At 41.7% G+C, this 25137-nt stretch carries 36 protein-coding genes and 1 pseudogene; 11 read left to right on the forward strand and 26 right to left on the reverse strand.

Annotation, left to right across the window (positions count from 1 at the left end; all coding sequences use genetic code 11):
• The first annotated feature begins 66 nt into the window (after positions 1-66).
• The 4 genes from AAV90_RS02920 to AAV90_RS02935 all read left to right on the forward strand — a co-directional run bounded on the left by AAV90_RS02920 (position 67) and on the right by AAV90_RS02935 (position 3046).
• The gene (locus AAV90_RS02920) at positions 67-498 is read left to right on the forward strand and encodes a hypothetical protein (protein WP_033117754.1); all 432 of its coding nucleotides are present in this window, start codon (positions 67-69) and stop codon (positions 496-498) included.
• Positions 491-925 carry a ribbon-helix-helix domain-containing protein gene (locus AAV90_RS02925; protein ID WP_242847466.1) on the forward strand — a complete coding sequence of 145 codons (435 nt, stop codon included), beginning with the start codon at positions 491-493 and terminating at the stop codon, positions 923-925. Before AAV90_RS02920 ends, AAV90_RS02925 begins: the two co-directional genes overlap by 8 nt.
• An 80-nt stretch (positions 926-1005) precedes the next feature.
• Positions 1006-1299: a hypothetical protein gene (locus AAV90_RS02930; RefSeq protein ID WP_033117753.1), complete on the forward strand. Its 294-nt coding sequence runs from the start codon at positions 1006-1008 to the stop codon at positions 1297-1299.
• Positions 1300-1378: 79 nt separating this feature from the next.
• A complete protein-coding gene (locus tag AAV90_RS02935; RefSeq protein WP_341363006.1) occupies positions 1379-3046 on the forward strand; it encodes a recombinase family protein in 1668 nt (555 codons plus the stop codon).
• A gap of 18 nt (positions 3047-3064) precedes the next feature.
• Here the strand turns inward: AAV90_RS02935 and AAV90_RS02940 are convergent, their stop codons facing one another.
• The 23 genes and pseudogenes from AAV90_RS02940 to AAV90_RS03045 form a co-directional block, all read right to left on the reverse strand.
• Positions 3065-5215, reverse strand: a complete 2151-nt coding sequence (locus AAV90_RS02940) for a PKD domain-containing protein (protein WP_207642036.1) — start codon at positions 5213-5215, stop codon at positions 3065-3067.
• A 174-nt stretch (positions 5216-5389) separates the two neighbouring features.
• A complete protein-coding gene (locus tag AAV90_RS13945) occupies positions 5390-6334 on the reverse strand; it encodes a copper amine oxidase N-terminal domain-containing protein (RefSeq protein WP_052729563.1) in 945 nt (314 codons plus the stop codon).
• Between the two features lie 191 nt (positions 6335-6525).
• The gene (locus AAV90_RS02950; protein WP_084691450.1) at positions 6526-7569 is read right to left on the reverse strand and encodes an AAA family ATPase; all 1044 of its coding nucleotides are present in this window, start codon (positions 7567-7569) and stop codon (positions 6526-6528) included.
• Positions 7570-7846: 277 nt separating this feature from the next.
• A complete protein-coding gene (locus AAV90_RS02955) occupies positions 7847-8218 on the reverse strand; it encodes a hypothetical protein (protein ID WP_046495685.1) in 372 nt (123 codons plus the stop codon).
• Between the two features lie 211 nt (positions 8219-8429).
• Positions 8430-8957: a hypothetical protein gene (locus tag AAV90_RS02960; RefSeq protein WP_046495687.1), complete on the reverse strand. Its 528-nt coding sequence runs from the start codon at positions 8955-8957 to the stop codon at positions 8430-8432.
• 14 nt (positions 8958-8971) lie between these two features.
• Complete coding sequence (locus tag AAV90_RS02965; RefSeq protein WP_207642037.1) at positions 8972-9385, reverse strand: hypothetical protein; 414 nt, start codon at positions 9383-9385, stop codon at positions 8972-8974.
• A 134-nt stretch (positions 9386-9519) separates the two neighbouring features.
• A complete protein-coding gene (locus AAV90_RS02970) occupies positions 9520-9699 on the reverse strand; it encodes a hypothetical protein (protein ID WP_046495693.1) in 180 nt (59 codons plus the stop codon).
• Between the two features lie 35 nt (positions 9700-9734).
• A complete protein-coding gene (locus AAV90_RS02975; RefSeq protein ID WP_046495696.1) occupies positions 9735-9920 on the reverse strand; it encodes a hypothetical protein in 186 nt (61 codons plus the stop codon).
• A gap of 15 nt (positions 9921-9935) precedes the next feature.
• Entirely contained in the window at positions 9936-10661 is a 726-nt protein-coding gene (locus tag AAV90_RS02980) for a hypothetical protein (RefSeq protein WP_046495700.1), read from the reverse strand.
• Entirely contained in the window at positions 10658-11440 is a 783-nt protein-coding gene (locus AAV90_RS02985; protein ID WP_046495704.1) for a type II secretion system F family protein, read from the reverse strand. The genes AAV90_RS02980 and AAV90_RS02985 overlap by 4 nt, the downstream gene beginning before the upstream one ends.
• Positions 11433-12668 (reverse strand): TadA family conjugal transfer-associated ATPase, encoded by a 1236-nt coding sequence (locus AAV90_RS02990; RefSeq protein ID WP_052729564.1) that lies wholly within the window; start codon positions 12666-12668, stop codon positions 11433-11435. The genes AAV90_RS02985 and AAV90_RS02990 overlap by 8 nt, the downstream gene beginning before the upstream one ends.
• The gene (locus AAV90_RS02995; protein WP_046495706.1) at positions 12668-13336 is read right to left on the reverse strand and encodes a CpaB family protein; all 669 of its coding nucleotides are present in this window, start codon (positions 13334-13336) and stop codon (positions 12668-12670) included. Before AAV90_RS02995 ends, AAV90_RS02990 begins: the two co-directional genes overlap by 1 nt.
• A gap of 25 nt (positions 13337-13361) precedes the next feature.
• A complete protein-coding gene (locus AAV90_RS03000) occupies positions 13362-13895 on the reverse strand; it encodes a prepilin peptidase (RefSeq protein ID WP_046495708.1) in 534 nt (177 codons plus the stop codon).
• 6 nt (positions 13896-13901) lie between these two features.
• A pseudogene (locus tag AAV90_RS15700) lies at positions 13902-14069 on the reverse strand (DUF6906 family protein).
• Between the two features lie 104 nt (positions 14070-14173).
• A complete protein-coding gene (locus tag AAV90_RS03005; protein ID WP_046495711.1) occupies positions 14174-15850 on the reverse strand; it encodes an ATP-binding protein in 1677 nt (558 codons plus the stop codon).
• Positions 15851-15865: 15 nt separating this feature from the next.
• Positions 15866-16744, reverse strand: a complete 879-nt coding sequence (locus AAV90_RS03010) for a DNA adenine methylase (RefSeq protein ID WP_046495714.1) — start codon at positions 16742-16744, stop codon at positions 15866-15868.
• 425 nt (positions 16745-17169) lie between these two features.
• Positions 17170-17451 (reverse strand): hypothetical protein, encoded by a 282-nt coding sequence (locus tag AAV90_RS03015; protein ID WP_046495717.1) that lies wholly within the window; start codon positions 17449-17451, stop codon positions 17170-17172.
• Between the two features lie 20 nt (positions 17452-17471).
• Positions 17472-17738 carry a hypothetical protein gene (locus AAV90_RS03020; RefSeq protein WP_046495719.1) on the reverse strand — a complete coding sequence of 89 codons (267 nt, stop codon included), beginning with the start codon at positions 17736-17738 and terminating at the stop codon, positions 17472-17474.
• Positions 17739-17800: 62 nt separating this feature from the next.
• Positions 17801-18142, reverse strand: coding sequence for a hypothetical protein (locus AAV90_RS03025; RefSeq protein ID WP_046495721.1), 342 nt, complete (start codon positions 18140-18142; stop codon positions 17801-17803).
• Positions 18143-18200: 58 nt separating this feature from the next.
• The gene (locus AAV90_RS03030) at positions 18201-18701 is read right to left on the reverse strand and encodes a hypothetical protein (RefSeq protein WP_046495723.1); all 501 of its coding nucleotides are present in this window, start codon (positions 18699-18701) and stop codon (positions 18201-18203) included.
• Positions 18702-18721: 20 nt separating this feature from the next.
• Complete coding sequence (locus tag AAV90_RS03035; RefSeq protein ID WP_046495726.1) at positions 18722-18988, reverse strand: hypothetical protein; 267 nt, start codon at positions 18986-18988, stop codon at positions 18722-18724.
• A gap of 170 nt (positions 18989-19158) precedes the next feature.
• Complete coding sequence (locus tag AAV90_RS03040; protein ID WP_046495728.1) at positions 19159-19347, reverse strand: helix-turn-helix domain-containing protein; 189 nt, start codon at positions 19345-19347, stop codon at positions 19159-19161.
• 72 nt (positions 19348-19419) lie between these two features.
• Entirely contained in the window at positions 19420-19632 is a 213-nt protein-coding gene (locus AAV90_RS03045; protein ID WP_242847467.1) for a helix-turn-helix transcriptional regulator, read from the reverse strand.
• Between the two features lie 95 nt (positions 19633-19727).
• Here AAV90_RS03045 and AAV90_RS03050 point away from each other — a divergent pair, with 95 nt between their 5' ends.
• Positions 19728-19946 (forward strand): helix-turn-helix domain-containing protein, encoded by a 219-nt coding sequence (locus AAV90_RS03050; RefSeq protein ID WP_046495733.1) that lies wholly within the window; start codon positions 19728-19730, stop codon positions 19944-19946.
• On the opposite strand, the gene AAV90_RS03055 is transcribed toward AAV90_RS03050, so the two are convergent.
• Positions 19907-20614 carry a hypothetical protein gene (locus tag AAV90_RS03055; protein WP_046495736.1) on the reverse strand — a complete coding sequence of 236 codons (708 nt, stop codon included), beginning with the start codon at positions 20612-20614 and terminating at the stop codon, positions 19907-19909. The two genes, AAV90_RS03050 and AAV90_RS03055, sit on opposite strands and share 40 nt — an antisense overlap.
• A 36-nt stretch (positions 20615-20650) precedes the next feature.
• Between AAV90_RS03055 and AAV90_RS03060 the strand changes: the two genes are divergently transcribed.
• Positions 20651-21481, forward strand: coding sequence for a hypothetical protein (locus AAV90_RS03060; RefSeq protein ID WP_046495738.1), 831 nt, complete (start codon positions 20651-20653; stop codon positions 21479-21481).
• Here AAV90_RS03060 and AAV90_RS03065 read toward each other — a convergent pair whose 3' ends face one another.
• Positions 21482-21688 carry a helix-turn-helix domain-containing protein gene (locus AAV90_RS03065; protein ID WP_046495740.1) on the reverse strand — a complete coding sequence of 69 codons (207 nt, stop codon included), beginning with the start codon at positions 21686-21688 and terminating at the stop codon, positions 21482-21484.
• Between the two features lie 95 nt (positions 21689-21783).
• On the opposite strand from AAV90_RS03065, the gene AAV90_RS03070 reads away from it, so the two are divergent.
• Both AAV90_RS03070 and AAV90_RS15355 read left to right on the forward strand, forming a co-directional pair.
• A complete protein-coding gene (locus AAV90_RS03070; protein WP_046495743.1) occupies positions 21784-22002 on the forward strand; it encodes a helix-turn-helix domain-containing protein in 219 nt (72 codons plus the stop codon).
• Positions 22003-22562: 560 nt separating this feature from the next.
• The gene (locus AAV90_RS15355; RefSeq protein ID WP_242847468.1) at positions 22563-22922 is read left to right on the forward strand and encodes a methyltransferase family protein; all 360 of its coding nucleotides are present in this window, start codon (positions 22563-22565) and stop codon (positions 22920-22922) included.
• Positions 22923-22980: 58 nt separating this feature from the next.
• On the opposite strand, the gene AAV90_RS03080 is transcribed toward AAV90_RS15355, so the two are convergent.
• Complete coding sequence (locus AAV90_RS03080) at positions 22981-23187, reverse strand: helix-turn-helix domain-containing protein (RefSeq protein WP_046495746.1); 207 nt, start codon at positions 23185-23187, stop codon at positions 22981-22983.
• Positions 23188-23271: 84 nt separating this feature from the next.
• Between AAV90_RS03080 and AAV90_RS14360 the strand changes: the two genes are divergently transcribed.
• The 3 genes from AAV90_RS14360 to AAV90_RS03095 all read left to right on the forward strand — a co-directional run bounded on the left by AAV90_RS14360 (position 23272) and on the right by AAV90_RS03095 (position 25063).
• The gene (locus AAV90_RS14360) at positions 23272-23757 is read left to right on the forward strand and encodes a helix-turn-helix domain-containing protein (RefSeq protein WP_076982596.1); all 486 of its coding nucleotides are present in this window, start codon (positions 23272-23274) and stop codon (positions 23755-23757) included.
• Between the two features lie 61 nt (positions 23758-23818).
• On the forward strand, positions 23819-24430 hold the full coding sequence (locus AAV90_RS13950) for a DUF5710 domain-containing protein (RefSeq protein ID WP_052729565.1): 612 nt from the start codon (positions 23819-23821) through the stop codon (positions 24428-24430).
• A gap of 276 nt (positions 24431-24706) precedes the next feature.
• A complete protein-coding gene (locus AAV90_RS03095) occupies positions 24707-25063 on the forward strand; it encodes a TM2 domain-containing protein (protein ID WP_242847469.1) in 357 nt (118 codons plus the stop codon).
• The last annotated feature ends 74 nt before the right edge of the window (positions 25064-25137 follow it).

Below are 25137 nucleotides of genomic sequence, written 5' to 3' on the forward strand. Positions count from 1 at the left end.
TCCAGTGATTCCGCTGTTTTCCCGGACATCCGTAACGGAAATTTAATCAAAAAGGAGATTTTCACAATGAATGACAGCAACAAAGCAAAAGTAGGGATTCACATGAAGCCGGATCTCATTGCCCGGGTGGATGCGGAATATCCTCTGTACGATTACCCCAGCCGCAGCGCCTTTGTCTGTGCGGCAACCGAGTTCTATCTCGGCTATCTTCACAGCCAGAGCGATGCCGATTACATGAGTAAAACCACCCTCGCGTTTCTGGAGGATCAGGTCACAAAGCTGGACGCAAAAATCTGCCGCCAGCTGTTCCGCCTGTGCGTGGAGCTGTCCATGGTCGCCCATGTGACGGCCACCACTGTCCCCGGAGCCAATGAGGAAACGCTGAAACGGCTGCGCACCAAGTGCGTCAAGGATGTAAAAAACACCATCGGCAATATCCGTTATGACAGCATCTATGCACATCAGCACTCCCTGCCATCGGAGGATGACTATGAGTAAGACAGAGAAAATTACCGTGTCCCTGCCAAGCGATACCATAAAGCTTGCTGATGAAAAGTATGCCGGCCTTGGCTTTGCGAGCCGCTCCGAGCTCATTAATGCCGCCATCCGGGAGTACCTCAGCCGGGATATGATGCGGCAGTTTACCGGTGAGCTTACAGAAATGTATCAGAAAATTGAACGCAGTGAAATCAAGGAGTTGGAGCATCATCTCTCCAAGCTCTCCTACAAAATCGCCGTGGAGCTGGCACAAATCTATATGCTGCTGGCGACCGCCATGGAGCTTCCCTATGATGTTGACCGCAGCCTGCGGGGGAAAGCAGTCAAGCAGGTCAACCGTCTGAAGGGCTTTGTACCCATCTCCAAGGCTGTGAAGGAAACCGAAGGAATCACAGGGACAGAGGAAGAATCCGAAGATTTCTTTTGACATGAACCCTTGCCGCCCTTCTCCGGCGGCAGTACATACCCTGCATCCGCAGGGGAAAATTTCAAAAGGAGAAGTACTCGATGGACAAAGAACAAAAAATTGGACAGCATTATTTGCAGACAGGCGTACTCGGCGCCTATGAAACTACCGAGGTCGTACATGAGGAAATGGAGAACGGGAGGGCGGCGCCTTGCTTTGAGGACGCACTGGTATGCTTCGATACCGACCAAACCACCGCTCAGAGAAGCATGGTTATTGAGGGCCGCCGCTTTCGGATTTGCTCCGTATTCCCGCCGCAAGCCGACCATACCCCTACCGACAGGCTGTTGGAAGTCATTGATGCCGAGCTGAAAAAGGAAGCACATACCGCTTGAATTCAGTAGACTTGCGGGAACGGTTGCGGTATGATGTGTGGTACCGTACCGGTTTGCCGCAAGAAAGGAGATTTTGATGATGGCAAACCAAGAAAAATATACGATTTTATACGGCAGACTCAGCCAGGAGGATGACTTAAAGGGAGACTCCAACAGCATTCAGAACCAGCGGCTGCTCCTTGAAAAATACGCAAAGGAAAACGGCTTCACCAATGTGAAATTCCTGTATGACGATGGCTACTCGGGAACCAACTTCAACCGCCCCTCATGGAACGAACTGCTGGGGCTGATTGAACAGGATCAGGTGGAAACCCTGATCGTAAAGGACTTATCAAGGCTTGGCAGAGAATATTTACAGGTAGGGTATTACACGGAAATCTTCTTTCCTCAGAAGGGCATCCGCTTTATTGCGGTCAACGATGGCGTGGATTCCCTGTATGAAAGCAGCAATGACTTCACTCCCATGAGGAACTGGTTCAACGAGCTTCATGCAAAGGACTCCAGCAAAAAGGTTCGTGCGGTCAAGCGGATGCAGGCGGAGCGGGGGGAAATCCTCGGCGGTAGACCGCCCTACGGTTACCGCAGGGACGAAAGCGTCCGCAAGGGCATCGTTCCTGATGAAGAAACCGCACCCATTGTACAGCGTATATTCAGCCTGTGCGCGGGAGGGAAAGGCCCCAACCAGATCGCCCGGATTCTCACGCAGGAGCAGGTGCTCAATCCCACCAATTACTATTACCGCAGGACGGGAGCAGAACACAAGAGTCTGGATACTTCAAGCCCCTACCGCTGGACTTCCAGTTCGGTAACAGGCATCTTGGATAATAGAACCTATCTCGGACACATGCCGGGATTGAGGACAACCACCCTGTCCTACAAGAACAAGAAAGCCGTTTACCACGATGAGTCCGAGCAGATTCTGGTAAAGAACACCCATGAGGCGCTGATCACGCAGGAGCAGTGGGATTTGGTACAGGAGCTTCGCCAGCGGAAAAAGCGCACACCCAAGCAGATGGAGGAACCGAATTTATTCTCCGGATTGGTGTTCTGTGCCGACTGCGGAAAACCCCTTGTCCTGCACCGGGCATACACGATGGAGGCTGTCAAAAACAACTTCATGTGCTACACCTACAAGAAAAGGGGTAAGGAGGTCTGCTCCTCACACTACATCCGGGAACACGATCTGATACGCATTATCCTTGACGATCTGCGCAGGGTGACCCATTTCGCCAGACAAAAAGAAGTCCTCTTCGCAGAGTACATCAACCGCAAAAATTCCTTTGAGCTGCGGAAAGAGATGAACGGTCTGCAACGAGAGCTGGATGCGGCAAAGCGCAGAGATTCAGAACTCACATCGCTGTTTAAACGTCTCTATGAAGATAACTTGCTGGGGCGGGTAACCAATGAGCAGTTCCGTATGCTGTCCGCAGACTACAATGATGAGCAGAAGGCATTGCGGGAGGCAATGCCTATCAAGGAGACACGGCTTCAAAAATTGGTGGATTCTGCCTCCAATGTGGATGCCTTCATCCAAAGAGCCAAGCAATATACGGAGATACGAGAGCTTACTCCTGAAATCCTGCGGCTCTTTATCGCACGGATTGAGGTGGGCGAAAAGAGCACCAAATACTCCCGCACCGCGGAACAGGCCATCCGCATTGTCTACCGGGATGTGGGCATCATGGACAGCGTGGAGCAGGTCGCCGCAGAGGATGCGGAAAACACAGAGCAAGAAAATATCGCATAACAGCACAAGGCGGACAGCTTACGCCATCCGCCTTGTACATATGAACCCCGGTTCACAATCTGTCCCTTTGAACGCTAACAGAACATCTACCGGGGTTTTTTTCTTGATATCAAAAGCTACAGTGGGAGCTAGGTTGATTACCATGATATTTTTATCTGCCAGGGTTTTATTATCGGTATTGTCCGATAAGCCTTCGTTGATCTCGCCCCAGGCTTCATAGTGTTCCTTGACGGCCAACTCCAACTGATACCTGCCCGTTTTATTAAACCTTATAACCGGCCTGGAATCGTTTATAGATGCCTGGATGATTTCAGCAGCTTTGTCCTTATCCCCTGGCCTGATTACTTCATCACCGGAACCTTGGGCATTGCCATCATTATTAGCATCATAATATAATGTCCAGGTCCGCTCATAGATCTCATCTCCCAGTGATGCATCCGGGGTTCCGGCCGTGCTCAGATCACGCACGGTCAGATCGTAGCCCTGGTAAGAATAACGAATGGCCTCAGATGCTAACCAGAAATCAGCCACAGGGGGATTATCGGGATGAATATAAATTATCCTCTCGGTTATCTCTGATTCATTGTCGTTAGTATCTTTAACTTTAAGCGTGATCTTCCAATTACCCGTTTTATTTAAGACGCTGTTAGTTAAATCCTTCTCTTCGGAAGTGCCTTTCCCTAACGGGTAACGACCAGTATATTCGTAAGCTAAGGCATTGTTGGGATTATAAAACTTCCATTCCATCTCATCCCACTTAATATCCCTACCCATAGCTGCAGTGCTTTCATCGCCATCAATATGTATCTCCCGTCCGATAATAATATGGTCGGCGGAAGTAGTAATTACTGCGGCCGGTAGAGCTGGGCCTACGACTACGCTTTTAGTGCAAGAGTCTGAGTCCCCATCCTGGTCTTCGACTCGTAAGGTAATTTTATATGTTCCGACCTCATTCCAGGTAGCTTCTGCATTTTGTTCTGAAGCACTACCTATTTTCTCAATATTCCATTCCCAGCTTACAATGCTTTCTCCATGTTTTTTACCTTCGTGGGTAGAGGTATCAATTAGGGTTACTTTTTCCCCTTCCACCGGGGAAGGATTACTAATTGTGAAATCAGCTTTCGGGGCATAGTTAGGCGGCGGCGGAACTGGCTCGGGAATAACCGTGACATCGGCGGTAGCCTCCATGCCTTTGTACTGTGCCTTAAGAATAACAAAGCCTTTTTTTAACCCCCAGAGTTCACCCTTGGTAATCGCTGATAATCTGGCAATATTACTATTTGATACGCTCCACTCAGAACTGTTAGTTACTTCCTGAGAACTGCCATCCGCTTTATGATGAAAGGCACTAAACCTCTTGTATTCCCCTTCAAAAAGGGTGTAGGTGCAGGGCACTACAGTCAGATATTCTTTTTTCCCGTCAGGCGGAGCGGTATTGGGGATGAAAACCGCGCGAATGGTTTTATCCTTGTCCATATATACCGAAGTATTTGGATTAGTAGAGAACTGCACAATACCACCTGTAACGTCTACCCATTGGGCAAACTTCCAGCCATCCGCAGGAGAAGCGAAAAGAGATACGGAGCCGGACATGTTTTTATGAACTGTACCCGGTGCTTTACTCCCGGCCGGGGTAGTGCTACCCTGGCCTTCTATCTGGATGGTCAGGGTTCGGGAAGCACCCACCGGATCATAGGCATATCCCCAACGAGTTTCGGCCGCGGCTATGTATGCCCCCAGGCCATACTGATTAAATACAGGTGCGACTTGCTCTTTCTCCTCAATCGTGGCCATTACTACCCCATTTTGGAGAATTTTAATCTGTGCGCCAAGATTAATGCCATTGTTAAAATCATCTGCAGCAGCGCGAATTTGCTGTACCGATGCGCCGGATCGTAGTGCTATTTCCGATGCAGTGAAATCAACCGTATCAGTTGTAGAGGAACTATAGAACCCTTTGCTTGTCAAATAGGCCTGGTCGAAGAAAGCATAATATGGGCCAATCCAGATTTTAAGGCCGGTAGTACGATAAACTGTGCCGGTAGAATGGGCACTTGATGTTACGGTGAATTTAACGGAAAGGAAAGTACCGTTTGGGTCACGGACAACTGTTCCCTTATTATCTGCCAATACTGCGCTAGGCAGGGAACCCAATATAAAACTGAACACAAAAACAAATAAAAACCCCAAGATTATATGTCTTCGCAAAATTATTCACTCCTTTTTAATCCTTTATGATCTCCGGTAATATCCCCTAAAAATAAGTAAAAGCCCGTACCATAAATGATGATACGGGCTTATATAATATATTTCTAACTATGTATCAACAGGTGTTGACTGGGATCATAATTTTACAGGAGGGCTTAGGGTTATGAAATCGTTACCCTCCAATAGATGCGAAGGCTGTGGGGTTTCTCCTTCGGATACAAAATGAGTACCATATGCAAAACCAAACTCAACATCTTGCTCTATTACTGAACCGTCCGGGTTTTTAGTTTGTAATACACCCCTTACACGATTATTGAAATTACCAGATACACAAAAACAAAGGTCAGAGTCAAAGAAAAACTTCTGGTTAGCTTTAATCAAGGATTTTTGGCCAAGCCATGAATTGATTGTCTCTTGCAAATGATTCTCAGATAAACCTTTAACCGCTCCTTCTTCTTTTAACTCAACCATCTTACTCCAAACCTCCACGCCTGCTGGATACGGATAAGCCATCAACCTGGCCTTTGCCTCTGGGGTAAGTGAAGTCATAGGCTTTCTAGCTTCGTGCGGGGGAAGCGGGTTCTTGTTTTCCGGCTGAGTGGGTGTAGTCCCTGGCTGAACTTCTGTAGTTGTTGACGTGATTACCACCGTGTTCGTTTGAGCATTCCATTCAACAGTAAGACCTATTGCTTCGGCCACAAAACGGAGAGGAAATACGGTTCTGCTACCACCGACTATCTGCGCCGTGGTGTCCATTTGCATGGCCTTGCCGTTTATAGTATAGACTTTGCTACCAATGGTGAAAACTGCGGTTTTATCGCCTTTAGTAACTGTGACCTGCCTGGTTTTATCATTCCAGCTTACGGTAGCCCCGGCCGCCTCCATCGGTGCCCTTACCGGCACCAGAGTGCGATTGTCCTGGTTGATATAGGGTTTCTGATCCGGAAAGGTAACTAACTTACCATTGACTGCCACCGTAATGTTTGGAGTAGGGGCTGCAGTTACAAACCCATTATAGTAAATCAAACCAGAAAAAAGTATACCCAGCGTAAGCGTAATAAATCCTATCCGTTTCCTCATTTACATTTCCCCCTTTAAAAAGTCCGGTTGACATCATTCTACTATATTACCATATTTTTTCCATACATTCCCCCAACTAAGTATATTCTAGCGAGCTGCCCCCGCCGCTTGCCAGGCATCAGTCATGCCCGTAGAGGCTCCGTGTCAAGGTTGGGGAGGGGCCCTTTAGGGAAGGCCCCCACCCGAAGGGTTTAACCTTGACATGGAGAGGGGGGCATGATAGCCTTACCCGCAGCCTGGCGGGTAAGCGAGCCTTTGATATTATCATCAGAAATGTTGTAAATTTGTGGTTTTGATACATAAGGGCGTTGCTCGACTAAATCTATCACTTGATCCTGAGAGATGGGATTTCCACTTAGTATGGAATCTTTTATGGCATCTTCACATACACGAGATATTTCTGCCTGGCTAAGACCGTCAGCAACTTTAACGAGTTGATTTGTGATTCTGAACTCTTTATCATATACTTTTAACCTATAAACAAATAATCGTTCAATTTCTTTATCTGTAGGCAATGAATAATGGAGAACATCATCAAAGCGTCTGAATAATGCCTGATCCAGCATTTTGGAATTGTTTGTTGCTGCAATTATTATACTGTCAGACGTATCCTGTTCAATGAATTGAAGGAAAGAGTTCAATATCCTTCGCATTTCACCAACTTCATTATTTAAACTTCTATCCGCACCTATAGCATCAAATTCATCAAATAAATAAACTCCTGTCATAGATTCTATACTATCAAATACTTGCCGTAGTTTGACACTTGTTTCACCCATAAATTTAGTCACAAGTTTATCTATCTGTACAGTATAAAGGGGAAGTGTTAATTCGGATGCAATTACAGAAGCAGTTAATGTCTTTCCAGTTCCAGGATTACCCTCAATTAAGATTTTGCGCCTATTTGTCAATCCATAAGAATATAACTTATTCCTATTTTTATACTCGTTTAAAATCCTCTTAATCCTGTCAGAAATGGCATCACTAACAATTAGTTCTGATAGGTTATGCGAAGGAACGCTAAGTTCCAACATAGGATTTTGAGCATTTAACTGTACTATACTTCCGTGCTTTGTTCCAACCTTGTCAATAAGTGTTTTCATGTCACGAGCTATTTTGTCATGTCCTAATTTTGCTTCATGGGCAGCAATTTGTAACACAACGGTTTTGAATTTTTCGTCATTATTGTCAACATATGCTTTAACTAAACTTTTTATTTGTTCTGCCGTTGCCATTAAAAATCACCTCCCCTCATATTTAAAAATAGGCATAAAAAAACACCCCTGGGGGTGTTTGAAGGTAATTCTGTTGTCAGCATTTCACATTTACTATCATTTATTCTTGAATTGATTTTAAAATATACATATGTACCGTCTTTGCATGTATAAAACCCCCTTTAGAATTTGTCTTTAAAAATATCATCCTTATATACTTGTTTTCGTTTATCTCCCCTTTTTTATTAAACATGAGGAAATAAAAAACCCTCCTTAATGGAGGGTGAAGTAACAATATCTACTCTCTTGCGGCAGCGCTCTTGCGTACAACATTTGGTATTAGTTGAGAGTGCTTCTCAATTAAAAAACCAAGTCCTTCTGAATTATCAGTAGCTGCCAGCTTAAGACTATCTTCAAGATACTTATGTCTAGCATAAGCCTCATTAATTATTTGGCCCCAGTCTTTAACCCATACAGTCACGTTATCCTCTCTGACGTACAAGCCAAATTCATTTTCATATTCGCGAAGTCTTCTTTTCGTGTTCTTATTAATTGCCGATCCAGTTAGCAAAAATGTCCATTTCGTCTTTTCCTTTGGAAATCGCGGGTTATCTGCAACTGCAAAAGCATAATCGGTAATCTGTTCTACTTCCTGCATAGATAGTTCCATATTAGGTCTCTTTAATTCAACTATCAAATTTTCATACTGGTCTTGACGGCCTAAACCATATTGACTCCAAAGACATATATCCGGAATTCTTGATAACTGGATTAACTCTTCGGTGGTTAAATCTTCAGCAAGTTCCGTTCTTCCCAGATAACTAGCATATTGTTTTAAAACGTTTGATAATCTTTTCTCATCACATCCATAGGTATAATGTTCACCAAATACATGTTACCTCCGGCCCTACCGTAGAATGAACATATAACTCTGAATACTCTGGTAGGCCAGTTGTAAATCTGGCAAAAGGAGATAGCTTTACAGGTACTTTAATTATTCCTGTGCAGGATACCCGGTTTATTGTCTCTGAATAATTGCTATAGGAATAAGTATAAGGAAGATCGTCTTCTTGGATTACCTGGAAATAACAGATCTCTACTGTCCCATCTGCAGCAGAATTTGTGTAAGGCTGGTTGTTTGCGTCCAGTCTTAAGTTATCCCGGAGCACCTGGTCAAACGCAGTTCTGGCCTCCGGCTCGGCAATGATTAATTTAGGATCTTCTGCGTCGGTATAGGCCTCCATATCAATCTTGGCACTGGCCGCCCGCAAGGCCAGGTTCAGGCTGTGGCGGGAATGAATCTTGATCGCCTGCAAACGGGCAACGTCTGTAACGTAGGCAAGGAGTATAAGCAGAACAATGATCAAAAACAAACACAGTATGGATACTGAACCTCGCTCATTTCGCATTTTACTTATCCCCCCTATGGCTCAAAATATACCTCACTGGGCGCAGATGCACGGGCTTTTAAAGCAAGTCTCTGGTCAGCCACGATCCAATGAGCCAGTGTATCCATATAAAAGGCTTTAAACTCTATGGGATAGGAAAGGCCGACCGTAATCATCTGTCCCCGCTGGAATTTCTCGCCTGTCGGCGGCCCCCACACTACCACCTGCTCCGGTTCTGTAATAGCCGTATCACTTCTAACAATATCCATCCTTTTCCCGACACTCGTCCAATTAGTCAGATATTCTGCTGTGCGGACAGCAACTTCATCATCAAACTCCCCTTTTCTGGCAGCCTCAATTGCTGTCGCAGATGCAACATAGTTGATCGTGGCAAAATCATACATAGCAAAGCCCATTTCAATCCCGAAGGTAATAATCATTATAATCATGGGCAAAATGAATAGCCACTCTATAAAAGCTGTCCCCCGCTGGTTTTTTAAAAATTTGTTAACGAAAACCACTTAACACCCCCCTTTAAAAATAAGAAAAGGGTTAACGCTAATATGGCGTTAACCCCTATGGCTTAAGGAGTACCTATCCGGTTTACCCGGCCAACTGTAGCCACAATAATGTCGCTGATCGCTTGAGATAGGGCTAGGGCCGGGACAGCAATAATCATGACTACCAGGAGAATCATTAAGAGATTCTCCAAAAACGCGTTTCCCCGATTATTCCCAAACAACCTTTTAAAATGAATCCTCATGAAATTTAAACCTCCATCCCCGAAACTAATTTTGGCTAAATCGTAGGTATACTAATCGCCTTAATAGAATCAGCCAGTGCTGAATATTTACCACTTACAACCAGGGCTAAAGCCCCTCCTGCTACTGCTAAAGCAAAAACAATTAATACGATCCATAATCCATTTTCCAAAAAAGTGTTTCCTTTTTGATTAGATAAAAGTCTTTTAGCCTTTTTCCACATAAACCGTATTCCTCCTTAAAAACTATTTAACTTGGTAATGATGTTTGAATACATCGGAACAATAAGCAATAAAACAAAAACCAGAGCCATCGCTCCGGAAATAAAAGTCATGACCGTGGGACGAGATTTAATGTTCCTTTTTACTTCATTAAGTCGGCTTTCATAGGTTCGGAAAGAAAACGTCGCCAGAATATCATCGATATCCGCACCCGAATCAATACCATATTGGAGAACGGAAACAAAATTATTAATCGGCAAATAATTGCACCGCTTGGCGAAGTTATTTAAAGCTACAGACATAGGATAGGTAGCCATCTCGGTCGCCAGGCGGTAGAGCTGTTTTTGCAAATCTGCCGCTTTTGAAAATACCTGCACCAGAGTAACCATATTGGGAAATTCTCTGCTGAGTTCGGCAATGCGCTTTTTTTCTTTCCTTTCTAAATACTTTTCGGGAATCAGAAAACACAAGAATGCCAGCAGAATCCCTAAAAAAGACCAGAGTACACCATAAGAGATCCAAAGGAGAACTGCTAAAAACATCCCAAAACAAAACCCGCCCAACCTTATTCCAGCCACCAATTCAGGTGATATATTAAGGCTCAGGTTTTGAATATGATTTGAATAACGATCTTTCCAATCATCCGGTGCCCTGGCACCAATAGACAACATGATATTGCCCGGATAGACCCAGGCGAAAAAGGCCCCGGCAATCAAAACCGAAGGTAGAAGGGCTTCAATCATAACTGATCAATCACCTCCTGGTTCGTTGAAAAATACCAAGCACAATACTCAACCAATAGCAGGACATTGATAATAATTTTGCCTCCCATTCCATTTATTAAAACCTGCCTTATGTCAGGAATCAGCATAAGAGCTGCAGTTAAAACAGGTAACACTATAAAAAAAATTCTAATTGTCATACCCTGACCCCAGACCTCATTTTTCAGCTCATCACGCAAAGAAATGCGGTGTGAAATCTTCCGGGATACGTCTTTAATCACCTGAGCCGTATCAGTCCCGTAGCGTTCTGATAAAATAACAGCATTCACGAAAATGCTTATATCTCGATCGTCTATTCTCTCAGCCATATCCTGCAAAGCTAATAAAGGGGCCTTATTAGCGTTGTATTGGGTGACCGTCAGCCTTAATTCATCAGCCAGCGGAGGCTGGATACAATCAGCCGCTTCCTTTAAAGCCGTCATTATATCACCGGTGTTATCATAAAAACTCGCAATTAACTGCAGTGCAACTTCGGCTTGGTTCTCAATAATTCGATTGCGAGCTTTCTTAGCAAGCTCGCGCCTTCTTTTTAGACACAATCCCATAAGCACAACCGCCAAAACTCCGGCAACAGGATTTTTAAACACCAAGAGTAAAAGAAAGAATAATCCGGCAGCAATTAGACCATAAAGAGTTTGTTTTTTTAACAGTTGGGAATTGAAATCATTTTGCCATCGATACAGAAGCCAGGATAAAATCCCAATACTGGTGGCTGCGCCCGCTATAACAAACTCAGCCATGATATCTCCCCCTTAACGAAGGAATATTAGGGATATCTTCTAAGATGTTATCTTCAATCCTGGCAATCAAATCAGGAGAAAGGCTCCCGACCTGCTGGTGGATGCCCTCTTTTTTCCGGAACATAAAGATATCCTGAAAAACCGGTTCCCCATTTTGGCTCTCCACCTGGCAAACATTAATAATATTATGGGATCCATCCGGGTAACGCTTGATAAAAACTAGCAGATCAATTGTTTCTGCAATCATGGATCGTAATTCTTCAGGGGCAACCACCTTGGCGTGAGCCATAGCCCGCACCATCCGGTTAATTGCCGCTTGCTTGTAATGATAGTTCGTATGAACGCTGGAAATTGCTCCTTCATGCCCGGTACCGGCAGCGTTCAAAAACTCCAGTGATTCAGCCCCTAACATCTCACCCAAAATGATACGATCAGGCCTCATGTGTAAAACAGCCAGCATTAGATCATAAATACTGGCCTTAGCGGAATGCTCAAGGGAAATACAATGCGGATGGGTTAAGCCAAGCTCCCGGGTTTCTTCCAGCGTGATGATACGTTCAGTATGCGGAATAAAATCTCCCAGCCAGCGAATGAAACTGGTTTTACCGGTACGGGTTCCCCCACATACGATGATGTTTAATTTCCCAATCACAGCCGTTTTAAAAAATGGAACCATTTCTTCACTTAAAAAATTACTGGCCAGCAATTCTTCTGTGGGAAAAACATGTTTTGGAAAACGACGAATCGTAATCGTAGGGTGAACCGATGACGGCGGAAAAGTTATGGTTACCCGGCTGCCATCCGGCAATCTGGCAGTTACCAGCGGTGTGGAGTAATTAATCTTACGGCCGCACCGCTGAGTAATACGATAGCTAAGATTAACCAAATCTTGATCGCTATCGTAAGCAAGGTCAGTTTTAATAATCTGTCCATTACGGTCGATGCGAATATCATCGGGTTTATTAATCATAATCTCCGATATAGTAGGGTCTTTTAAAAGGATATCAATTTCCCCCAGGCCAATAAGCTGTGCAATTACATAATCCTGCGTTTCCCGATCACAGCCTTTTTCCAGCTCTCCCCGTATTAAACAAGCGGCTTCTTCATAAGCTGCCGCGTCTGGTGAGTTATTGAGTTTCAAAAACACATTGCCATGCTTGCGGATCATATCTTGCCGGATCGCTTCAACGAATTCTTTTCTGCGATAATCAAACGAAGAAGAAGTCATTACTCCACACCCCCCAGATCTGGATGTCGGGGCAAAAGATATACCATTTGACTGGTTTTTAGGGCCAATAGAACCCTTTTGCCCCCCTCGGTATCGGTTACAAAAGAAATCTCCGTCTGGTTAGGGCTAGTAGACTGAGCTTCCTGTATATTCTTCAAGTTTCTAACCACCGATCCCGCAGATGGTTTAGTAACACGCCCTACCGCTTCTTCTCGCACTGCAGACTCGGCCGGATATACGCCAACAACGGTAACCAAATCCCCTACGCGTAACTGAGAAGACCAGGTAGCCTGTTGGGTTGTCAGGGTAATTATTGTCTGACCGGTTTTAATACTCCCTAAAGCAAGCTCCCCTGCTACATTTTCCCCGCTTATTTGGCGGTCAATAATCTGCTGCCCTGCAAAAATAGAGCCTGCAGCTACTCCCCCGGCCACATCTTCAATCCGCTGGTATGTTCCTTTTTGACAATCCTTTTTGGCTACTTTTACTAACTCTAATTGCTCGGCCTGTATAAGAGATGCTTCCTCGATATCCGCCTTGGCGACAACTACTGAAACAGGGTGAAATAGTATTGAAACTGATAAATATACTGCCAGGCCAGCCAGGCAGGTAAGCAAAATTGCTATCCATTTCCCCTTTTTGCTGGGGTTAAACGATTTGTACTGCATTCTATTAAATACCGTCACTCTCCTTTCAAAAAAAGAACCTCATTCCCCATACTGCCCAGCTTCCGGCTATTAGAAACGGGGCAAAAGGTATCGGTTTGTATTTTGTATCAACAGATAAATCAATCTTTTTCATCCGATACCCGAAGCGTAAAAGGATTTTACGCACATATGGGTAAAGTCGATCACGAAATAACTTTACGAGCATCCCTTGTCGCCAATAACAGAACAGTTCATAAACAACGCCTGCAAAAACCGCCAGGACAATAATTAAAATAGTGTCTTGATAACCAAACCAGATCCCGATTCCTGCGGCCAGCTTGATATCACCTCCCCCCAAAGATCCGTTCGTAATCCATGCAACGATAAAGAAGCTTAAAAAGCCTAAAGCACAGCCTAGAAATGCGTAAATATAAGTGCCGTTTATCATCGCATAAATAAGCCCTGCCAAAAAAATCAGCAGGGTAACCACATCATAGATCACTCCCCTTTTTATGTCTGTGTAGGCTGTATGCAGCCCCGGCAAAAGACATCCCAGGAAAATAGCTATTTCAGATGACACGATTACTTAGCCTCCTACAGCAGGGTACCTGATTACTCGCTTGGAGCCGCTGTTTCGATGAATTAAGTGCAACTCCCCGGGCGGGTTCTTCTAAACCAGCCAGTTATTCGTATTCAGCCTGTATTTCTGAATTATTCCCCTCTGCCTTCTCGTTGGCGTTTTACCATTCGCCACATCCTCACCCCCATATTAAAAATAGGCATAAAAAAACACCCCCAGGGGTGTTTTTTCTATTGACCCTTAAGCTAATAAAACGGATTTTTAGTATAAATAGCAAACTATTTGATTTCAAAAGTTGCGGTTCTCTTGGCTATGCAATTGTATGCTTGCAAAAAATCACGCTTAAAAGCATCTGTAACCTCTTTATTATCTTGCATCCAGAAATCCATCAACTTTGTTGGTTCAAAGTATTGTCTATGATTGTTAAACCAAGCTTTGTATTTATCGCGGTCTTTTTTGCCTTTGTAATCATCAGATAAGGGCCCACGTTCTTTAAAATAATCCCAAGTAAACCCGAGACTGCTAGCAGTACCGCTCCAAAAAGCATGATCGGAATCCAAGTTTAATAAGTATTCATAGATAACTTGTTCGGGAGGTTTTCCGCCCGGAAGTCTAAGAATATTACCTAAATTTTGGCGTGTTGCATCTGGAATTTTATTTAATTGTTCCTCAGATACATCCCCATCAAAAACAATAAGCGTGTTCCCGAAATAATAAATATCCGCATTATACATACTAATAAGTGAATCGCATCCAATAAAGGATTCAAGCAAGTCTACGTAGCATAAGTAATCCGGTATCAAATACTTTAAAAACCATCTTGCCTCAGCATCTTCCGAATAGACCTTTATTTTATTTGTGTTTTGTACGACAGAACTCACTAATAAATCACTCTCAATTTCAGTGAAAGCGATATTGCGCTTAATCTCTAGCCTTCTATTTGCATTTGTCAGATAGTATAGTTCAATATCGTTATTCACGTTTTCGTCGTGACTATTATATGCAATTCGGCCACAAATATCCCTTAAAAGGCTTATACTGTGTGTCGTCAGGATAATTTGCAGTTTATTAGAACGCGCTTCTTTGATGAATAATTTAATCAGTCTATTTTGTGCTGCCGGATGAAGCGTAGAATCAATTTCATCAATCAACAAGATACCACCATCCCACGCCATACCTCGTTCTTCTTTAAGCTTACGAAAAGATAATAAAGCCAAGAGAATTTGACCTAAATTATCTTGGCCTGATGAATTTGTCAAATAATCATAATGATCGGTGCTAATTCCTATACCGCTTTTTTTATCTGTTTCTCCAATACTGTAGTTAGTTATGTCCTGAACGTCTGATTGCATTGACAATATCATTTTGTAATTGGTTATAAACCACTGCTTGTGTTCTTCATTTTTAAAAGTAATAGCGTTTGCAGTTATCAATTCATCATTGGATTCCCCAAGAGGGAATAAACGTGATAAGCCAAGATAAATCACTGGAAAGTTAAATTTGGCTTCAGTACGCTTGTTCTCTTCCTTTTTAAAGGGAATAATGCGAAATCGTTCTCTTTTTATATCCGAAATATCATTGCCATTAGAACTAGATACATCTCCACTTGATGCACGACTTTTTCTGTCCTTATCCTTTTGTTGCCAAGCAGTTCTAAAACTTCTGTAATCAGTCTCGTTGCCATCGTCATCACATAATGTAATCAAGAAACGATTGGCCCCTACGACATCAAAAGTTTTACTGCCCTTAAACAACTCGCTAAAGTCTGAACGAAAAGCTTTAGAAAAATATGTTACGCCATCTTTCTTTTTTAGTTCTCCAGAATTAGCGATCATTCCAAGAATCGTAGATTTCCCTGTGGAATTTCGCCCACTTAATATTGTTAAGTACTTACCCAACAATATCTTCTGATTTTTAAATAATCTAAAATCGTTAATCTGGATACTCTTGTACATTAATGAGTCCCACCTTCAGAAATTGCTTATTGCCAATCTAGGCAAATCGTTTCTAATTTCCAGCTCATTTGGCACTAATTTCGATGACTTGAATATAATTAATTCTGTTCCCTTACCCTTATTCGCAGCACTATAATTTAACACATAATTTCTCATGACATAGTTGGAATATATACTTCTGATCCTTGTCTCGTCGTCATATGTCATAACCCAATCACAAGTTACATTCTGCTCAATGCTACGTGCAATATCTACATGATCATTCTCAACAAAAAAGTTCTTATAAAGCCTTTTTCCGTTCACAAAATATGGTGGATCAAAATAGATAAATGCATTCTCTTGAAATTTAGGCAGTATCTGGGTCAAGAAACTTCGCACTTCTTTATTGTATATAAAAATACTTTTTTTCTTAGTAGCAATAGACTGTATGCGTTCAACTAGCATTGGTTTATTATATCTGGCGTCTATCTTATAAAAATCGGATTGACTATACCCCCCAATTGGACCCGCATTTAATATACCGGAACGATTTGTCCTATTCAAAAAAAAGGTTGCAAACCCAAGTTCTAATGAATACTTCCGGTTTGAGGTAGAATATATTGCCTTCTGTTTATACCATTCCTCAATATTAACCGGCGTATCTTCGATTAAAGAGATTAAATCATCTGTTTGCTCTTTTAAAGCGCGCCAAAAGGAGTATATAGCCTTATCATAATCGTTAATGACTATGTTATCTACAACGCCATCCAGCAAGAGATTTATCGCAACCCCTGCACCGCCTGCAAAAGGCTCAATGTATGTTGTTGTTCTATTATCTTTTTTGGAAAGAATCAATTTAATTAGAGGGGTAATGCTACTTTTACCACCCGGATATCTTAACGGAGATCGGTTCAAAAAGTCACCTCCATTACAGTTTTAAATATACAAATGCTCATCTATTCTGTAACCTAATAAAGTAGATTTTGCTTGATTCTATCCATTTCAAGAATATTCTTCTCTAGAATCAAGGATAACAATTTTCCCCATATTTTGCAAAAGAAATCTAAAGCTCTACGATCCTTTTATTCATTTAACACTTGCCTTTACTGGGTCAGCGGTTCTCAAGGCCAAAATGGCAGCAAGTACCGCAATTAACCACATCACTTCACTCCTTCTATTATTTATTGATTCCTAGCAACGTTTAAACCTAAATGAATACAGAAAAGCCGGACGCTATATTACCCGGGCTTAACGGACTGGGAAAAAGGGCATAAAACAACACCCCTGGGGGTGTTGGTAACATAGTTATTCAGTTAAGCAAAAATTTAGCCAGGGATTCTTTAATTAGCCCTTATCGCAGAATTAAGTGCTTTTTTAGTGCAGGATTTACACATAGGAGCACCTAATCTATCAACATGTCCACATTTAAGGGTTGTTTCTGCTTGTCCACGGGGTCTATTAGAAGATAGCCAGTAGTGGGCTGATTTAATGATTTGTTCTAACTCATCATTAATATCCAGAAAAGTACTTACGGGGCAGTTTATACAGGGTTCCATATGCTCTTTAATTTCTATATATGAATACGGGCATTGAGCTTTACAAAACTTATCAAAATTAAACATTCCACTTCACCTCCTTTATATTAAACTGTCCGCCAACCTCGCTTAATTAGCCTGCGCTCCCGCTGCCCATTTGCAAAGAAACCGGCAAAAGGCCACATAAGCAGGCCCCCAATACCAGCAGTTAAAAGGCCAACAACCATAGCAGCGGTTAACCAAAGCAGGGCACAAAGGATCATGCCATTAAACAGGAACCACAAGGGGCCAAAACCCATAACTAACCAGTTGAAGCCTCTTTTGACCCTGGTACGCTTTCCGTTCCTGGGATTTTCGTAGGTGACAAAACACATAACATTAACCGCCTTTCTAGTTTTACAATATCTCCTGAACCAGGCCGCGCGGGAGATCAGTATTATTTGGGTGGTCGTCCCTCAGGATTAAATATTGGGCCGAGTCTTTTCATTTCAAAATGGCACTGTAATCCGTATGATATTATTACTCGAAAAGCTTCATCCAGTTCTATGTTATTTGCTTCCGATATTTCAGACATGATCATAAGAACAAACTGTTCGTCTTCTTCTTTCAAAGTACTCAAGTTTATGTATTGTGTAGTTGAATCGTTAACAAACTCGATAAATCCGTCTAGATGACAGCTATGGCATATGCCTGTCTTCCCATCATGAAATGAGCTATAAATTCGTCTTTCGGGACACATTCCTAGGCAGTATTTTTCGTAGAAGTCATACAAATCCATATTTTTCCTCCTCAAATTTCATCCCGCCAGGCGGGATCAGTCTCCTTGATACAGAATACTACTGTCCGCCTTGGGCCAAGTATGCCTGGTTATGACTTACGTTTTTTATCCCACCGCCCTTGCCGGCTTTACCTGTTCCCCTTCCCCTATCCTTAAATTCAGAATCAATGTATAAATACCGGTCTCCCCCACCATACATCCGGGATAGAGCCAGTACACATTTTTCATGCCATCTATCAATAGCATGTTTACTATTCATATCTATAATTCCTGCTACATCTTGGGGTTCTTTAGTATTAATTTCAGTATTTATACTTGGAGGTCTACCAGCACCTTCCCTTTTGCCACCCCAATTTGTTTTACCAGGGGCGATGTTTTGACTACGCCTAAAATTCCTGATATATTCACTATTAAGTTCGATTCCTAGTTTAACAGAAAGTTCTTCTGCCACTTCCCGATCGCTTAGTGAAAGACTTACATGACCTTTCTCATCCTCAGTTATGTACTCTTTAATAACAGATACAAAAACTAACCGATTAACTTTAGTGGGTCTAGCCATTTTCTCCCCCCCTCTAAAATTTAAATCTTTAATTTCAGATTTTTCGTGGTAGGCCTTCCCGCACCTTCCCTTTTACCACCCCAACTAACTGCTGAAGCTATATTCTGGCTACGCCTAAAATTCCTTATATATTCGGAGTTAATATTAATACCCAGCTTGATAGAAAGTTCCTCTGCCACTTCCCAGTCACTTTTTGAAAGACTTAAATAACCTTTCGCATCCTCAGTTATGTACTCTTTAATAACAGATGCAAAAACTAACCGATTAACTTTAGTGGGTCTAGCCACCTTCTCCCCCCCTTTCTAGTTTTACCGTTTCGATATTTACTTATCTCTGGGCATACCGGGGGCCTTTCAGGGTTCCTAACTATAGCCCCCCTACCCGTTTACACGTATAGAAATTCGCGACTAAGAAGGAAAATATCTACATGAACACGAATATAGCTTGAATATGCGTTTTAATCATCCAGCAATTCAGAAACAGACACACTTAACGCCTTCGCAATACGAACCAGCACATCTCTTGAAGGATTCGTTTTACGGCTTTTTTCTAATTCACATAAATATGTTTGGGATATACCGGCTGATTTGGCTAATTCACCTTGATTTAATCCCTTTGCCTTGCGTAGGGTTTTAATCTTATTCATAGAACCTCTCCCCAGGATTAAAATTTGCGCAACTTGCAGATAATTGGTAATATTAGCTATGAGCGAAAAAGTCTATTTATCATGGTGCGAACCGTCAGTCTCAGCCAGCAACTCGCTGGCCGGGACGCCGAAGAATTGTTCGAGACGTTGTATTACCTCCCAGGAGGGATTGCGGCGACCCGTCTCAACAGAACCATACATTCTACGACTAATATCTAAGCGATCAGCAACTTCTTGTTGGGTATAGCCTTTTTCGTTTCTAAGTTTGATTAAGTTTATTCTCAAAATATATCAACCCTTTAGGCACTATTTGTGCCTTGTGTATTTTAAGTTTAAGGCACTTTTTGTGCCTTGTCAAGATTGTTATATTGGAGGCCTAAATGGCTACACTGGGTGAACGCTTACGCGAATTACGAAAAACAAAGAACTTAAAAAGAGAAGAATTAGCTGAAATACTTGGTCTAGGCCCTCGGATTATCACTTTTTACGAGACTAACGATAGAGATCCAAGCTTAAAAGTCTTATTAGCCCTGGCCGATTACTTTAACGTCTCCCTGGATTACCTGGTGGGCCGGTCGGATGATCCGGCCAGACATTGATCCCTTAATTGTTTAAACTCATTATCTGGTAGATGAAACCCGATAGCATTAATACCAACCTGAGTTTCCTTATCTAAAAAGGACAGGCCCGGGAGTGTAACAGTTACAGTTGGAACACGGTATGACCCACTAAAGGTATTAATAAAACCAACGTAATAGATTTCGTCATTAATAGATTCCAGTTCCATTCCCAGGACTTCAAATAATAAAAGCAGTTCTTGCTTAAGGAGCGCACCTGGCTGCTGTCCGGAACTCAACCATCTATAGCTAACGGGTATCATTTGTTGTTGTGATGAAGTAACAGCATCATATACAAACCCTTCCATGGTGTTTTCGTAAATTGAAGGAGGTTCTGGCGCATCTATTAAATGACGGACAATATCAACAGATTCCTGATACCATTTTCTTTTACCAATTTCCCGTTCATGTAGGTTAAGCCATGCTTCACGTGTATTGTCATGTTCTAAGCGATTTTGTTTTGAATTTATAATTGCGTGCCTAAACTGCTGGTCAGTTAAAAACCTATAAACATCTTGATGCGTATATTCAGGAATAATCTCGGCAAGCAGCTCAACTGCTCGACCTAACATGATGGATGCATTAAGGCCAATGGCATAATATTTACCATAAAGATCAGGATGCTCATAAAATATAGGCTGAATTTTCATTTGTTAAACGCTCCTCTCTTGATAAGGGGGTAAAGTATGCAAAATGCTCGTTTACCGGATGGTTCTATAATTAACCCTAAAGAATATATCCCTGGAATTCATGATGGGAACTTACGCTGTCCCTATTGTGGCGCTAAAGTAATTTTTGTCAGCACTAATACCACAAGGGAGCCTTTTTTAAAAACTACTGGTAAGTCTACCGAATCTAAACATCTGGATAATTGTCCACAGAAACGTAATGTAGAAGTTTTCAATTCCATAAAGCAAATAAGGAACTATCATCCTGACCCAACTAGGCCAAGTACCGGTCAACACGTTTTACATTTGGAGTTGGGAGACTTATATCATGAAAGAAAAGCTAATACCAGCATACCGGAAATTGGCTGGGATCATCCCAAGAAACAGCTAGACTATGCCAATCAGTATCCTGATAAAAAGAATGAACTCCCTGACAGAGCAAGAACCCTTAAAGCTTTAGCTAGGTATATAAAGAACTCAGAAGCAGTACTTGCTTCTACAATAGTAAAATTTAATGGAGCCTTTTATCCAATTAGCGAGATTGTTATAGATCAAAATATGGCTCATGATATAGCTCTAACCGGAAACGAGCTGGAACGTTTTATATATGGGACTGTATTTTCAGTAGTACGATTAGAAAAAGTAATGTATATAAATTTCGACCAGCAAGACGGTGCTCTTCCATTTACTATTGTGGTTTTTCAAAAAAGTTTTAAAAAATTTACATATACTAAAGAAAAACTCGAAGGTAAGAACGTTTTGGTTCGAGGAATAATCCGATTTAATTCAAGGACAAATCAAACAGAAACGACTGTTTGGTCAAACTCTCAGCTTGAATGGGTTAAATAATTAAACCGGCTCTTCTTCCCCCTCAGCCAGCAACTCACTGGCCGGGACGCCGAAGAAGTTTTCAAGACGCTGGGCTACTGTCCATGATGGGTTGCTTTTATTGCGTTCAATGTCACAATAATTCCGTTGGCTTATACCAATATAAGTTGCAACCTCTTGTTGAGTTAATTGTCGTTTAAGACGGGCTTCTTTTAATCTATATCTCATTATTAATACCTCACGCTTAGCGACTGTGTCACTAAGCCTAAATATAGTTTATAGCGATTTTGTCGCTAAGTCAATATTGATTTAGGAGGATTACTTTGGCTAGTTTTCAAGAACGGCTAAAAACAATTCGTAAAGAAAAGAAACTTTCTCAAACGAAACTTGCCGATGGTATCTGTGTTAGCCAAAGAGTAATATCTGATTTTGAAAATGGTACCGGCTTTCCCAGTTTCAGGGTCTTGTTAGCCCTGGCCGATTACTTTGACGTCTCCCTGGACTACCTGGTGGGCCGCTCAGACGACCCGACCCGGCGGTAAAGTTTGCATATTACGATATGGGCTATATAACAAATAACTGGCAATAAGAAATATAGAACAAAAATTGCTACGCCTAAAATTCCTGGTAGTGAGCACAGTATTCTCAGATAATAATATTGTTCTATTAAACCCTTGGGATACACCAAAAACTCAATAATAACTGCAACACCGCAAATTCCAATAAGTTCTGATAATAAAAGGAAGTCTATAGAAGGGGGGAGAACACCATCCCTAACTATGTCGTGTATATACTTTTTGTAATCATAAGTTGTCTCGTATATCTTTTTACATATAATGTTTCTCACTTATTCATCCCCTTTTTAGTGTTTATACTTATTATTCTTGTCCCGAAATGGAAGTCTGTTTACTCAGGTGCTAAAAAGCCTGGTTTAAAGAAAGACCCGTTATATATAACTGTTTTAAGTATTATCATGCCAATTGCATTAGGTATAACGTTATTCCTACCGATGCTCTGTCCAGAGTATCGACCAGAGTATAAATACTTACAGATATTACTGATGATCCTCGCTACTCTAGGTTTATTACTGTGGAGACAATCAATGGACTATATGGGTTCTTTGTTTGCCGATGGTATTTATGAATCTGAAATGTTAATAACTAATGGGCCATTTTCTTTGGTCAGGAACCCAATATATAGTTCATATATAATTTTATTCCCGTCTTTAGGCATTTACGGTTTCACGATAGTCCAAGATAAATACATTATTATACAACTAATTGCGTTATTATTGTTTATTTGCTTAGGATATATCTTATTAAACTATCGAATAACCCTCGAAGAAAAGGTTCTTTCCTATTTTGGTGCGGAATATGCCCGGTATAAAGCGGAAACACCACGGCTATTGCCAACATTAACAAGCATAATTGGTTTTATGAAGCAACCTTTTAAAATTACATAGGAATTACTAAATTAGTGGGAGTGCGATGTAAGCTGCGATGATTGTTATGATAGTTATTTTATTTTTTCTCGTCCCCCTCAGCCAGCAGTTCACTGGCCGGGATGCCGAAGAAGCGTTCTAATTTAAAAGCAACATCGATAGAGCATTTACAACGGCAATTTTCCAGTTGGGTTATCATACCACTGCTTACTCCGATTATATCGGCCAATTTACGGGTACTGATATTGGCCTGTTTTCGAGCCTGTATAAGGTTATAACGTTTCATTAAAACTACCTCGCATTTGCTTAGCGTTGCTTTGCGTTTACTAAATTGTAATGCTTAGTGTTACTTACCGTCAAGGAGTTTTTTATGTTCGATAGAGAAAAATTTGCTTCAAGATTAAGGGTATTAAGAAGTGAACAGAGTATATCTACACGAAAACTCGGCAAGGAGATAAATATAAGTTCATCAGCGATAACCCAATTTGAAAAAGGTACATCTTTGCCCGCTCTGGACACCTTGACCTCACTTGCTAATTTCTTTGAAGTGAGCACTGATTATCTGCTGGGCATCACAGATAACCCCAGCCCCCTTCCCGATGTAGGTAAGAGCACCTTTACCTTAGCTGAATTGCCTGGGGAGGATTACTACTTTTCCGGTAATACAAATGAAAACAATGAAAATAAACCTAATAAGGATGAGTTGAGGAAATTAACGGAAGGATTAGATGATGAGTCAGTGGCAGAGTTGAAAAAATATGCTGAATACCTGAGGATAAGGCAGACGTTGGACAGCGGGAGCGACGAAAGCTCCGCTGGATCGGATATAAACGATAATGCACGAGGGGTAAAATAATCTGAATAATAAGATAAATAATGTAATTATGTACCCCTCCCAATAAAGGGGGGCAAATAAATTGACATTATATTTAAACGTTCCTTATTCAGAAAAAGATGAAGCGAAAACACTAGGGGCTAAATGGAATCCAGAGTTAAGAATGTGGTATGTTGAAAACAAATATGATTATTATAAGTTTGCGAAATGGCGTAAATTCTCTAATACAAGTGTGATTATTTGTGACTATCTACTAATCGTTAAAAGTAAACGCTCTTGTTTTCGATGCCAAACCGAAACCCCAGTTATTTCATTAGCAACCGGCAATTATGTGCCAATAGAGAATCCGAAAGTCAATCAGGACAAAATTATTTTAATTGATGCGCCTAAGAATATGCCCGATCCTTTACATTTTTACCTTAAAAAGGCATTTAATTTTTATTATGGGTTTTCAAATTTTATCCAGGATTGGTATTTCGCAAATCACTGTGTGCACTGCGGTAATAATTACTTATATGAGGAACCAAGTGGCCCGTTTTATTTTTATCCGAAATCAAAGATAAAAGATTTGTCTTTCTACAGCATAAAACTCCAGAGTGATCTGGAGCTTAGTGGTTTTTTAACCTTTGGTAATACCGGAACTATACTTAAAAGTGAATGTTCCGAGTTTATTGAATTAGACGTTAAAATCTAAACAAAATAATGACCACCATTTAAGTATTGCCCTGGACAAAAAAAGAAGACCAGACTGATCAGCAACCTGGTCGTAGTAAAATAAATGATTTAATAGGGAGTTTGGATGAGGAATCTATGGGATAGTTACATAAATTTATTAGGTATCTGCAAGCTCGGCAGAGCTTGTCGCCCGGGAGCGACGAAAGCTCCGCTGGATTGGATGGAAGAAGGGCTAAGTAAAATTTAGATAATACTTAGTCACTAATTAAGCAAATTCACATAAAGGAGTGTAACTGTGAACAATAACATGAGCTTCGAAAGTCAAACTGCCCAATCTTCTGTCAATATGGTATTCTGCAGATCATGCGGTAGCCAGATTAGACAAGAGGCAGAAATCTGTCCCCGTTGTGGTGTTAGACAATTGCCTCCACCAACAGAAACTCTCGGTGATAAAAATCGAATCGCAGCTGGCGTACTTGCTCTGTTACTGGGTGGCCTTGGGGTACATAAGTTTTATATGGGGCAAGTGGGTAAAGGGATTTTGTATTTATTATTCGTGTGGACTTTTATTCCATCTATTTTGGCCCTGATTGAAGGTATCTGTATATTGGTTGAAACAGATGCTAAATTTGCACGCAGATTGAACGCCTAACGGCTGCTTTATAATCAGCTGCGCTCTCTGTTTGTGACATACTCCCCGGAATGAATTCCGGGGCTTTCCCGCAC

The organism is Syntrophomonas zehnderi OL-4 (genome assembly GCF_000983115.1).
GTDB lineage: Bacteria > Bacillota > Syntrophomonadia > Syntrophomonadales > Syntrophomonadaceae > Syntrophomonas_B > Syntrophomonas_B zehnderi.